The sequence below is a fragment of the Burkholderia sp. Ac-20384 genome, from assembly GCF_017104605.1.
Taxonomy (GTDB): Bacteria; Pseudomonadota; Gammaproteobacteria; order Burkholderiales; family Burkholderiaceae; genus Burkholderia; species Burkholderia lata.
On the sequence record NZ_JAAGPE010000270.1, the window covers coordinates 1 to 12,639 of the forward strand.

10 protein-coding genes are annotated in these 12,639 nt (G+C 64.8%); 3 read left to right on the forward strand and 7 right to left on the reverse strand.

Annotated features, from left to right (window positions below):
• Together G3O00_RS33160 and G3O00_RS33165 are read left to right on the forward strand one after the other, a co-directional pair.
• The coding region (locus G3O00_RS33160; protein WP_206145513.1) for a hypothetical protein at positions 1 to 214 on the forward strand (214 nt) is incomplete at its 5' end.
• Between the two features lie 114 nt (positions 215 to 328).
• Positions 329 to 1,003, forward strand: a complete 675-nt coding sequence (locus G3O00_RS33165) for a metalloregulator ArsR/SmtB family transcription factor (RefSeq protein WP_206145514.1) — start codon at positions 329 to 331, stop codon at positions 1,001 to 1,003.
• Between the two features lie 41 nt (positions 1,004 to 1,044).
• Here the strand turns inward: G3O00_RS33165 and G3O00_RS33170 are convergent, their stop codons facing one another.
• From G3O00_RS33170 to G3O00_RS33195, 6 genes are all read right to left on the reverse strand, one after another.
• Positions 1,045 to 3,711, reverse strand: coding sequence for a GH92 family glycosyl hydrolase (locus G3O00_RS33170; protein WP_206145515.1), 2,667 nt, complete (start codon positions 3,709 to 3,711; stop codon positions 1,045 to 1,047).
• 67 nt (positions 3,712 to 3,778) lie between these two features.
• Positions 3,779 to 6,232: a GH92 family glycosyl hydrolase gene (locus tag G3O00_RS33175; protein ID WP_206145516.1), complete on the reverse strand. Its 2,454-nt coding sequence runs from the start codon at positions 6,230 to 6,232 to the stop codon at positions 3,779 to 3,781.
• A gap of 435 nt (positions 6,233 to 6,667) precedes the next feature.
• Complete coding sequence (locus tag G3O00_RS33180; RefSeq protein WP_206145517.1) at positions 6,668 to 7,702, reverse strand: nucleotidyl transferase AbiEii/AbiGii toxin family protein; 1,035 nt, start codon at positions 7,700 to 7,702, stop codon at positions 6,668 to 6,670.
• Positions 7,699 to 8,412: a DUF6088 family protein gene (locus G3O00_RS33185; RefSeq protein WP_206145518.1), complete on the reverse strand. Its 714-nt coding sequence runs from the start codon at positions 8,410 to 8,412 to the stop codon at positions 7,699 to 7,701. The genes G3O00_RS33180 and G3O00_RS33185 overlap by 4 nt, the downstream gene beginning before the upstream one ends.
• A 143-nt stretch (positions 8,413 to 8,555) precedes the next feature.
• Positions 8,556 to 9,023, reverse strand: a complete 468-nt coding sequence (locus tag G3O00_RS33190) for a cupin domain-containing protein (protein WP_206145519.1) — start codon at positions 9,021 to 9,023, stop codon at positions 8,556 to 8,558.
• 119 nt (positions 9,024 to 9,142) lie between these two features.
• The gene (locus G3O00_RS33195) at positions 9,143 to 10,366 is read right to left on the reverse strand and encodes a Zn-dependent hydrolase (protein WP_206145520.1); all 1,224 of its coding nucleotides are present in this window, start codon (positions 10,364 to 10,366) and stop codon (positions 9,143 to 9,145) included.
• Positions 10,367 to 10,510: 144 nt separating this feature from the next.
• Here G3O00_RS33195 and G3O00_RS33200 point away from each other — a divergent pair, with 144 nt between their 5' ends.
• Positions 10,511 to 11,440: a LysR substrate-binding domain-containing protein gene (locus G3O00_RS33200; RefSeq protein WP_206145521.1), complete on the forward strand. Its 930-nt coding sequence runs from the start codon at positions 10,511 to 10,513 to the stop codon at positions 11,438 to 11,440.
• A gap of 57 nt (positions 11,441 to 11,497) precedes the next feature.
• On the opposite strand, the gene G3O00_RS33205 is transcribed toward G3O00_RS33200, so the two are convergent.
• On the reverse strand, positions 11,498 to 12,639 hold a 1,142-nt coding region (locus tag G3O00_RS33205; protein WP_206145522.1), incomplete at its 5' end, for a pyridoxal-dependent decarboxylase.

Below are 12,639 nucleotides of genomic sequence, written 5' to 3' on the forward strand. Positions count from 1 at the left end.
GTCGGGCATTCTTATGGGTGTTCATCCGGCTGGGTTCCTGGAAGGTTGGGTGTTTGGCGACTTCCAGTCTCCCAGACTCAGTCCGGATGAACCATCGATACAACCTATTGAAGCTTCACAGCTAGCCCGCCGCGACGCGCGGGCAAGCCATCCGATCGGCGACCGGATCGACCACCGCGCCGGTCGCCTTGCCGCCGCAACCGAACAGGGATGAAATGCCTCCCGTATCGGGACGCTGGAAGAGTCTGAGAATCATCGGATTGCCTCCGTCCCGCGAACGCGGTAACATTCAATCAATTTGATGAATGATTGATCGATGGGAGGCCACGTGTCAAGCACGGGACCCAAGCAAGCGATTTATGCGAGCCTCGCCGAGGTCGCGCAGGCAATCGGCCATCCGAACCGGCTCGAACTGCTGGAGCACCTCGCGCAGCGCGAGCGGTCGGTCGAGGAACTGACGGCGCTGTCGGGGATGACGTTCGCGAACACGTCGCGGCACCTGCAGATCCTGCGGCGCGCGCGTCTCGTCGATACCGAGCGGCGCGGCAAGCACATCGTGTACCGCCTCGCCGGCGACAGCGAGGTTGTCGTGCTGATGAAGGCGCTCGGCCGCGTGGGCGAGCGCAACGTCGCCGAGGTCAACAAGGTGATGGGCGACTACTTCCACGCGCGCGATGCGCTGGAGCCCGTGTCGCGCGACGAACTGACCGCACGGCTCGCGGACGGCCTCGTCACGCTGCTGGACGTGCGTCCGCACGACGAATTCACGGAAGGCCACCTGCCGGGCGCGTTGAACATCCCGCTGTCCGAGCTCGATGCACGCGTGAGCGAGTTGCCGGCCGGGACGGAGATCGTCGCCTACTGCCGCGGCCCGTACTGCGTGTTTGCGGTCGAAGCAGTCGCCGCATTGCGCGCGCGCGGCTTCAACGCCGCACGGCTGGAAGACGGATTTCCGGAGTGGAAGGCGGCCGGCCTCGCGGTCGAAACCGGCGCCGCTGGATGAAGGAACACGGCCCGCGTCGAAGCGGGCCGTTTGCCAATCGCTTACTTGCCGGCCAGCGCCAGCGACGGCGCGAGCGCGCTGTTCGGATCCTGTCCGTTCCAGGTGCTGACCCATGAGTCGTTCGGCGTCGACCCCATCACGAAGTCGAGCGTGCCGCCGGCCTTCATCTCGTCGTACGTGACGTACGGCCGATGCAGCGGCGTGCCGTTCAGGCGCACCGACTGGACGTAGCGATTCACCGATGACGGTGCGCCGCCGCCGGCCGTATGCGCGGTCACCTTGAAGCGCCGCGTCGCGCCGAACTTCAGGCCCTTGCCGTCCCCGCCTCCCGATGCAACCGGAATGTCGATCGTCGCTTCCTCGAACAGCGGTGTGCCGAGGTAGAACACGCCGCCCACCGGATTCAGCGAATAAATGCCGAGCGCGGACAGCACGTACCACGCGGACAGCTGCCCGCAATCGTCGTTGCCGGGAATCGCCGAATCGCGCACGCGGCGCGGATCGGCCAGCGCGGCCTTCAGGCTGTCGCCGCTCAACAGCGCGCGATCGCCGGCCGTCAGCGTCAGCGAATACATGTCGTCCATCACCGTGCGCACGCGGTCCTGCGTCTTCGACGGCATGCCCGCGACGTCGTACAGGTACGGCAGGTGGTTCGCCGGCTCGTTGCCCGCGAAGAACTGGCCGCTGCGGCCGGTCAGGTCCGGAAAGCCCTGGTTGTTGAGGAAGGTCAGCGGGTTGGCCGGATCGAACGTGCGATCGAGCTGCGCGATGAACTGGCTCTTGCCGCCCAGCAACGCAACGAGGCCCGGGAAGTCGTGGAAGATGTTCCACGTATCGACCCACGAATTCGATTCGGAGAAGTCCGTCTTTTCCGCCGCCGTCGGGTCGAAGCCCGCCACCCAGTTGCCTTGCGAATCCTTCGGCTGCGAGAATTTCCAGCCGTTGTTCAACACCGGGTTGAACACGTTCCGGTAGTTCTGGCTGCGTTGCAGGTAGGGCCGGTAGTCGGCCGTGCTCTTGCCCGCCGCCTTGCCGACCGCGGCCGTCGCCCAATCGTCGAACGCATAGTCCTGCGTCGTCGACACCGATGCGTTGTCGCCGGCATATACGTAGCCGCTCTGCCGGTACTGGTCGAAGCCATGCGCGCTTGCGCTCTGCGTGGTCGTCAGCGCGGTCCAGATGTCGTCGATGCCCGCGCTCGTCAGGTGCTTCAGGTACGCATCCGCGATCAGCGGGATCGACGGGTGGCCGGCCATCGTGAAGGTTTCCGTCTGCGCGAGCGGCCACACCGGCAATTCACCCTTGCCGTTCTGCTTGAACTGCGTGAGCAGCGACTTCACCCAGCCGTCGACGCGTTCGGGCTGCACCAGCGTCATCAACGGCGACTCGGCGCGGAAGGTGTCCCACAGCGAGAACGTCGACGAATAGTCGAAGCCCGGATTCGCGTGCTTGCTCGTGGTCGGCGGCGACGTCGTGCCGTCGTTGGTCGAATCGGTGCCGACGTAGCTGCCGTCCGCATTGTTGTAGACGGTCGGCGCGAGCATCGTGCGATACAGCGACGTGTAGAACATCGTGCGCTGGTCGGCGCTGCCGCCCTTGATCCGGATCCGGTCGAGCGCGGCGCTCCACGCGCGTTCGGCCGCGCCGCGCACCTGGTCGAACGACTTCGCGCCGACTTCCGCTGCGAGATTGGCCTGCGCATCCGCGATGCTCGACGGCGAGATGCCGACCTTCACCGTGACCGCGCCGCCGCCGTCGTTGCCGTCGGCGAACGTCAGGTAGGCCTTGAAGCCGTCGGCGCTGAACGCGACGTTCTTCGTATCGAACGGCTTCGAGAAACGCGCGACGAAATACGTCGGCTTGTTGTTCGCCCAGTTGTTCGTGATCTCCCAGCCGGCGATCGTCTGCGCATCGATGACCTGGATCTTGCCGCTCGCGGTCGAGCCGCCGATCGGGTTGTCGATGCTGACGATCATGCTGCGCTTCTGCGCAGCCGCGCTCGGGAAGTACGTGTAGCGATGCACGCCCGCATGCGAGGTGGCCGTCATCTCCGCGAGGATCTTCGCGCCCTGCACGTTCCACGGCGTGTTGCCGCTGCCGACCGGCGCCATCTTCACGCGGTAGTAGCCGGGGCTCGCGGTTTCGTCGTCGTGGCTGAACGACGCGTTGTAGGTGATCGATGAATCGGCAGCGACTTTCGCCAGCGTCGCGGTGTCGACCGGCGCCAGCGTCGGCAGGAACCGCACTTCGCCGCCCGAGCCGATGCCGGTACCCGACAGGTGCGTATGCGTGAAGCCGGTGATGAGCGGATCGTCGTACTGGTAACCCGACGTGCGATCCCAGTTCCACGGCAGCGTGTGCGCGCCGCCGGTCGTGTCCGGCCCGAGCTGCACCATCCCGAACGGCACGGTCGCGCCCGGGTACACGTGGCCGTGACCTCGCACGCCGCTGCTCCAGTCCGCGTTGATGTCGAGATTGGCGGTGCCGATCATCGGGTCGACGCTGTGCAGCACCGACCGCTTGGCCGCGCCACTGTTTTCGCCTTGATCGTTCTGATCGCCCTGGTCGTTCTGGTTGCCTTGATCGTTCTGGTTGCCCTGCGCATTCGACATCTGCGCGAGCACGCTTGCATCCGTCGGCGACTGATCGCCCCCGCACCCCGACAGCACGGCAAGGCACCCGATACCCACCACATGACGTAGCTTCATCCGTTCGTCCCTCCCTCTCTCTGCGTCGATCCTGTTGGCCAGAACCGCTCGTTGATCTCCACGACCGTTACGGCGCGCTCGCCGGCTGCGGGAACGACGGCATCGCCGATGCGTCGGTGCCCCACGTCGTGGCGCTCGCATCAGTCGTCATCGAATACGACAGCTTCCCGCCCTTCGCGATCTGCTCGAACGGCAGCCACGCGGTCGAGTACGGTGCGCCGTTCAGCTTCAGCGACTTCACATAGAACGACGCGCTGTCGCTGGAGCCTGCTCCCGGCGCGACGATGTGCAGCAGACGGTAGCTGCCGTCCTTCTGCCCGACGCGCACGGTGATCTTCTCGAACTGCGGGCTCGACACGGCGACGCCGCTCACGCCCGGCACGACCGGGTAGAGACCGAGCGCGGCCCACACGTACCAGCCCGAGATCGCGCCGAGATCGTCGTTGCCCGGCAGCCCGGCCGCGCCGGTGCCGAACTCGTTCGCGAGCGACGCATGCAGCACGCGCTGCGTATGCGACGGCGCACCGGCCCACGCGTAGACCCACGGCACGGCCATCGTCACTTCGTTGCCGACGTAGAAATACGGCTGCACGGTGCCGATGTTCAGGTGCGTGAAGAACGTATCGAGCCGCTTGACGACCGGGGCGGCACCGCCGGCCTGCGCGACCACGCCGGCAAGATCGTGCGGCACGTACCACGTGTATTGCTCGGAATTGCCTTCCATGAAGCCCGTGCCGTCGGTGACCCACGCGCCGGCCGACGTCTTCGGCTGGATCGCACCCTGATCGACCAGGTTTTGCCAGTTGCCGCTCGACTTCAGCAGCGTGCCGGCCGTCGCCGTATCGCCGAGCGCCGTCGCGAAGCGCGACACCGCGAAATCGCGCACCGCGTATTCGAGCGTGTTCGATGCGGTCTGGTTGTCGCCCGAGCCCGACGACGGCACGTAGCCGAGCCGGTCGTAGTCCGCGCGGCTGCCCATCACCGGCGTGCCGGCGCACGCGGCGCCCGGCGCCGTGCTGCGCTTCATGATCGACAGCGCGGCCTGTGTGTCGAAGTTCGTCGCGCCGAACGCATGCGCGTTCGCGACGATGATCGAGCCCGCGTCGCCCGGCATCACGGCCGTCTCGGTATTGAAGTACGCCCAGCGCGGGAACGCGCCGCACGCCTTCGCATCGAGCACGAGCGATTGCACGATGTCGCTGGTCCGCACCGGATCGAGCAGCGCCTGCAACTGGATGAACGAACGGTCGATGTCCCAGCCGGAGAAGTTCGCGTACATCGTGCGGCCTTTCTCGACCTGCTTCGTCGGCGCAGACGATGCGCCGTTCGACGCATAGAAGTCCGGATACTGGCCGTTCACGTCGTTGAACACGTTCGGGTGCAACGACGCGTGATACAGCGCGGTGTAGAACTTCGTCTTGTCGGCATCGCTGCCGCCCGTGACCTGAATCGCGTTCAGGCGCGCATTCCAAGCGGCGCTCGCCGCGCTGCGCACTTTGTCGAAGCGCCAGTTCCGGCTGCCTTGCGCATCCGTTTCCGGATTCTCCGCGCGCAGGTTCGCCTTCGCATTCGCTTCGCTGACGAACGAGACGCCGAGCTTCATCATCACGTCGGGATGCTTGCGGTCGACATTGAAGGTGACGGTCACGGGGCTGTTGTTCGACAGCGCCGGCTTCGCCGCGAACGGCTGGCTGAATTCCGCGTAGTAGTAGACAGGCACCGCATGTCCGGCCCAGCAGAATCCGCCGCCCGCGATCGTGCCCGACAGCGCGCGGTCGCCGACCTGGCTGATCGTGTCGCTCGTCGTGCCTTGCGCGCGATTGTTCAGCACGGTCGGATCGATCGCGATCGTCGCTTGCTGGCCCTGCGCGAGCGCTGGATACGTGAAGCGCGCGAAGCCGGTGCGCACCGTCGTCGTCAGCTCGGCCGTGATGCCGTTGCCGAGCGTGACGCCGTAGTAGCCGGCCTGCGCGGTTTCATTCGCGTGAGTGAAGCTGGCCGGTGTGCCGGCGTCGCCGGGCGCGAGCTGCGGCATCACGTTCAGGTAGCCGCCGTTCGCCCAGCAGCCGGTGCCGCTCAGGTGCAGGATGCTGAACGCATTGATCGACGTGTCGCCGTACCAGTAGCCGCCGGAGAAGCCGGAGCCATCGCCCTTGCTGCTGTCGTATTGGGCGGTCGGCGTCATCGGGCTCCATTGCATCATCCCGAACGGCACGGTGGGCCCCGGGAACGTGCCGCCGCCGAGGCCCGAGCCGACCGGGTCGGCCGGCTGGTCGGTCGCGTAGTCGGTGCCGATCAGCGGATTGACGTACTGCGCGACGCGGAGGTCGACGTTTTTCTTCGACGCTTCGTTGCCGTTGCTGTTGTCGTTGCCGCCGTTGCCGTTTTCATTGCCTTGCGACTGCGCGGCAGCCGACATGTTTGCAGCCGCCACCGACGGCGAATCGCCGTCGCCACCGCAAGAAGCCAAGGCAACACACAGCGCCAACAGCGCCGTTCCCCACCCCCAGTTCCTCGACATCGCCTGTCTCCGTATCGTTCTTGAATCAGAATGTTGATTCGAACTACTGAGCTTTGAATCAGGATGCTTTTGATGAATTCCGCTTGCCCGGCCGATCGGTCGAAAATCCCGGGTGCGTGTCGTTATTTCCGAATTCGCACACCTGGAAAACAATGCGCCGGCATGTCGAAATGCCGGCGCCCAGGAACGGACAATGGGCACAAGCGTGCCCAAATAAACGTGTTTTCTCTACCCCGTATTTTTACGAATTTTTATTTTGTTTATCTAAACAAGAGGCAATTGATTCAGTTTTTATGCGGAATGGGGCCGTGGATATGCGATTGGCGATTGGCAATTACCGTTGACGCCACGGCTTGTTTAGACCGAGCGACAAAGTCGACACGACTGAACGTATCGCAATCGACATGGACTCCCGAATCGACTCGAGTCTCGCAGTCAACCGTTGATCGTTGCCTCCACGCGCTCCACACTCGTCAGTACATCAACCAAGTCGGGCACGTTTCGGAAGATCATTCCGGTCATGGCGGCATAGTCACGCCGCAGCGTATCGAGCATTCCGTTGGACGGCATCAGCGTAAACGCTCCGTGACGAGCGATGTCGAGCCGCAAATCGGGGCTACCGAAGAAGAGGCGCGCATGACGGGCACAGTCTTCAGCCAGCTCGACATTTCCCATCCATTTCGATGCCTCCGGATTGCGGAGCAACTGGTGAACATCGTAGTAATGCCGGGAAACACGTTGACCGCCGTGACGCAGTTCTCCACGCTGCTCAAACCATTGCCGCAGACCATGAAGGATCACGATCTTGTCCCAGAAGGTGCGCTCGGGTTGAACGGTCACCACATTCGTTACACGCAAATCGAGATGGGCCAGATCGTCTGCAACGTAGGGACTGATGGTCGTCATTGCATGCGGGTCCAGTGCCGACTTTGCCCCTGACTCGATCTTGACGGCGGAACGGATGTATTCGTCCTGTCGGGCTGTCGCGGCCGGATACCAGAAAAGCAGGCTCTGCCCGTCTGCATCGTCCGGATCAGGTTCCAGCTTGAAACCCTGCGGAACAAGTCGCGTGGCGCAGTCGCGCAAACCGGCGTTGAATTCTCCCTGGATAAAGTCCCGGCAAGCGTCACGTATTGCGTCGAGCCGGAGACGACGCTGCTTTCCGCTCAGGGTCTCGAGTTCTGCAGGCTCGACTTGTTGCCCGAGATCGGCCCGAAATACCGTGATATCGATATCTTCCGAAAAGCGTGAAATCAACCCGAACCCTTTGGACAGGGACGTGCCCCCCTTGAACAGGAGGCGAGGGCCGCCCGGAGGCAACCCGTTGAACAATGCATCCAGAACCCAACAGACCCAGAAATCCTTCTCGACGTTCTGTACCGCCGTGCCAAGGCGTGTCGCCGTGCCGATGAACAAATCCCGACGATCCGCGTCGCTGGCAGCAATGATTTCCCGAAATGCCCCGTTCATCGATGGTCCTTGCCCGTATTCGATGGCGCGATTGTCTTACCAGGTTCCACAGAGAAATCTGGCGAGGGCGAGTCAGCAAGTACCTGATCGAACGAAGAGATCGAACGAAGGAATTCCTGCATCCAGGCCGGTAATTGCGCAAAACCCTGAGCGAGGTCGGCGGCAATGTCTCGGCCATGCTTCGGATCTGCGAAGATAAACTTGAGCCGGACACGAATCCTGTCCCCGTCGCCCGGCAGCATATCCTTGAGCCAATGAAGCGCCTGCACGACGCGCATCGCGGGTCGCCCCGCCCAGTAAAGGCGACTGGGCGCGGTCTGTTTGAAATCGATTCGCAGTCCGTCCAGTTGAACCGCGCGCCGGCGCGCGTCGGTATGAATCGTCACTCGCGCAGGGACCCCATCCGTCAGCCCGAGATCGTTGGCTGCCGTCATGCCGTCGACCAGCAGACGCAGTTGATCGCGACGGGCAATTGCGTCGAGCACGGCACGATAATCCGGCGCCGTCGGGCGCCTGGTTAATCGATTGATCACCGGGAGGTCGTACAACCCTCGGTCGATGCGACGCAGAATCCCGCTTGCGACTAGACGTTGCAAGGTCTTGTCGATCACGTCGCGTGAGCCAAGACGCGCGAAATCGGCGGGCACCCAGACAGTACCAGGGCCTGCTGCGCTGACGAGCGAGGTGATACGGGTACTGACGTCGGACATGCAAAATCTCCTTGTCCGAAATTTGTATACATTTTCAGGACAAAAATCAAGACATAAATGTCCGAAAAAAATATACAAATTTCGGACATTTATGTCACATGCCTCGTCTGGGCGAGTCATCGAGTGACTTGAAGCGGGCCGCGTCAGGCTTGCTTCGGCAGATCGACATAGTCTTCGAGTTCGCCCGCGATATAAAGCCGCTTGCCGATTCGCGGGTATTCGCAGACATCGTGTTCGAGCCGCTGCCCGCCGACGAGCAGCTCCAGCGGCGTATCGCCGGTGTTCTGCACCGTATGCGCTTCGCCGCCGCGCGGAAAGCCCAGAAAATCGCCGGGCCCGATTGCCTCGGTGCGCTCGCCGATCGTGACCGCGCCCGTACCGGACAGCACGTACACGAACTCTTCTTCGTACAGGTGACGGTGATACTCGGCCGATTCGTGACCGGGCATCAGCGTGAGCAGGTGAATGCCGAATTGCGTCAGGCCGGTCAGGTCGCTGAGTTGTCGCTTGAGACGAACGGCATTGGGATTCAGCGAATGCACCGCACGCGTCGGTTCCATCTTCGCGATATCGGCGGCCTTCAGCAGTTCCCGGGGAAAGGGAGTCGACATGGGGATCTCACAAGCGTGAATGCTTCGGTTGAACGCTGCGCCCGCGTGGCGCGCGCAGCGGCCATTGTCCGACATTTTCACGCTTGCAGAGATGTCGCGAACCGCGCCATCGCGCGTGGCTAGCGCGCGCAATCGGCCAGCAGGTTCGCCAGCACCGACGCGCCTTGCGCGAGGTGCACCGGATCGGCATCTTCCGCTTCGTTGTGGCTCAAGCCGGCCTTGCACGGCACGAACACCATCGCGGAAGGCGCGACGTACGACAGGTTCACCGCGTCGTGCCCCGCGCCGCTGCACATCTCCTTGTACGGATAGCCGGCGGCAGCCGTTGCCTGCCGCACACGCTCGACGCATTCCGCATCGAACACCACCGGCTCGTATTCGGCGATCGTCTGCACCTGCACGCTGGTGCCGCGCAGCGCGGTGCGCTCAACGCAGATCGCTTCGATGTCGGCGACCAGTTGCTGCAACGCCGGCCGCGACGGGTGGCGCACGTCGACGCTGAACCGGACCTTGCCCGGAATCGTGCTCGGCGAGTTCGGCTGGCACGCGACATGGCCGACCGTCACGCGCGCATCGTCGTCGAACGCGTGGCCGTGCTCGACGATCGCCGCGATCATCGCGGCCGCCACGCCCATCGCGTCACGGCGCACGCTCATCGGCGTCGTGCCCGCATGCGATTCGAAGCCGGTCACCGTGACGTCGAGTTCGTAGATGCCCTGCACGCCGGTCACGACGCCGATCGGCAATCCGGCCTGCTCCAGCACCGGCCCTTGCTCGATATGCGCTTCGAAATACGCTTTCGGCATCTGCCGCTCGCGCGCGGGACCGGCGAAGCCCGTGCGTTCGAGTTCGTCGCGGAGCAGCGCGCCTGTCTGCATGCACGGGCGATCCAGTGCGTAGTCGAGATCCAGCGCGCCGGCATAGACGGCCGAGCCCATCATGCCCGGCGTGAAGCGCGAACCCTCTTCATTGGTCCACGCGACGACGTCGATCGGATGCCGCGTCGCGATGCCGTGCTCGTTCAGCGTACGAATCGCTTCGAGGCCGGCCAGCACGCCGTAGACACCGTCGAAGCGGCCGCCGAGCGGCTGCGTGTCGAGGTGGCTGCCGCACGTCACGGCCGGCAAGCCGGGTTCCGTGCCCGGCCGGCGAGCGAACACGTTGCCGATTGGATCGATGCGGATCTCGCACCCGGCTGCTTCGCACCACGCGATGAAGCGGCGCCTGCCGAGCGCGTCGTCGTCGCTCAGCGCGAGCCGGCAGCTGCCGCCGTGCGCGGTCGCACCGATCGTCGCCATCTCCATCAGTGAATCCCACAGCCGTTGCTGGTTAACGAGAATCATCGTGACCGCTCCTGAAAAGCACCGAGCATATACACTCGACCCAATAAGAAAAATCCAAGATTTCGTTGTGGACGATAATTTTTTCTTGTCACCTGGCGTCCCGCCCGGAACCCCGTGCTTCCTTCGCATTCGGATCGGTCACCCATGAAGCTCAAGCAGCTCGATGCGTTTCTCGCGGTCGCCGAGCATCGCACCATCCGCGGCGCGGCACGTGCGCTCGGCGTCACGCAACCGGCAATCAGCAGCATCGTGCGCGAGCTCGAACAGGAACTCGGCGTGCCGCTCGTCGTACGCAGCGTGAAGGGGATTGCGCTGACCGACTATGGCAGCGCGTTTGCGATTCGCGCGCGGCTGATCGTCGAGGAGATCCAGCGCACGCGCGACGAAATCGAGCAGTTGCGGCTGGGTACGACCGGCTCGGTGTCGATCGCGGTCAGCCCGACGGTCGCGCTGACGCTCCTGCCGCGCGCGTTCGCCGCGTTCTCTCGCGACCTGCCCGGCGCAACGCTGAACGTCGACGATGCGCTGACCGCGACGGATCTCGCGCGGCTGCGCGACGGCTCGCTCGACTTCATCGTCACGCATCAGTTGTCGAACGCGATGCCGGACCCCGACGAATTCGCGAGCATTCCGTTGTTCCGTACGGCGTTCGCGGTCGTCGCGAGAAACCGGCATCGGCTTGCGCGCGCCCACTCGCTGCGCGAGCTCGTCGATGCGCAATGGTGCGTGCCGCGCTACGGCGACGGCGGAGACGATCTGGTGCGCTCGATCTTCGTGCCGTTCGGGATCGACGTGCCGAAGCGGGTGGTCCACTGCCCGTCGTTTGCCGCGACGCTCGGGCTCGTGTCGCAAACGGACGCGCTCGGCGTGTTCGCGCGGCCGCTCGCCGACGTCGAACGCAAGTCGCGCGGCATCGTCGTGCTGGATCTCGCCGAGCCGATGCCCGCGTTGACGGTCGCGATCGTGATGCGGCGGCATGCGTTGTTGACGCCGGCCGCGCTGCATTTCATCGAATGCTTGAAGGTTGCGGCCGAGGCGGTTGCGGGGAACGCGTTTCCCGACTCGGTGGGCTGACGATTCGGGGTATGCGGCGCGCGTGATTGTGTGCACCTCCGCGCGCGCCGCCGCCGCTCAGCGCACGTGCACGCCGCGCAACTCCGTCAGCAAGGCCACGAGACGATCGATGTGCGCGTCTTCGGTACGCCACGACGACACGCTGATCCGGAACGCAGGCCGACCCTGCCACACCGTCGCGCCGAACCACACGTCTCCCGACGCCTGCGCGGCCGCGAGGATCGCCGCCGTTTCATCGTCGGTGCCGGCGCGCACGAGCACCTGGTTCAGCACGACGCGGTTCAGCACGTCGTAGCCGGCGGTACGCAGGCCGTCCGCGACCCGCGCCGCCTGCGCGCAATGCTGCTCGACCATCGTGGCCACGCCGGCGCGGCCGAGCGAACGCAGCGCGGCCCACACGGGGATGCCGCGCGCGCGTCGCGAGAACTCGAGGTTCAGGTTCTTCTGCGCGTCCTGTGCGCCGCTCAGGTAGACGGCGTCGCTGTTCATCGCGGTCGCGAGCGCGGCCGCGTCGCGGCAGATCACCATCGCGCCGTCGTACGGCGTGTTGAGCCACTTGTGGCCATCGGTCGTCCAGCTGTCCGCGCCGTCGATGCCGTCCGTCAGTACGCGCTTCGACGAGGCGCGGGCCCACAGGCCGAATGCGCCGTCGACGTGCACCCACGCACCGGCCGCCTTCGCGGACGGAATCAGCGCCGCGAACGGATCGAACTCACCGGTGTTCACTTCGCCGGCCTGCACGCAAAGGATCGTCATGTCGTCGAGCGGCGGCAATTGCGCCGGGTCGATGCGGCCGTGCGTGTCGACCGGCGCGACGATGAGGCGCTTCATCCCGAAACCGAGCACGCGCAGCGCCTTCTTCACCGTGATATGTGCAAGCTCGGAGATCACGACCTTCACTTCGGGCGCGCCGATCAGGCCGTCCGCGTCGACGTCCCAGCCCTTGCGGGCGAGCAGCGCGCGCCGCGCGGCCACCAGCGCGACGAGCGTGCAGGCCGTCGCGCTCGTGCCGAAACCGACCGCACTGCCTTCAGGCAACCCGAGCACGTCGACGACCCAGCGCGCGGCCTGGCGCTCGATCGTCGCGGCCACCGGTGAATTCGCATACGACGACGCGCACTGGTCCCACGCGAGCATCAGCCGCTCGGCCGCCGCCGCGGCCGGCAGCGCGGCGCCGATCACGAAGCCGAAGTAGTTCG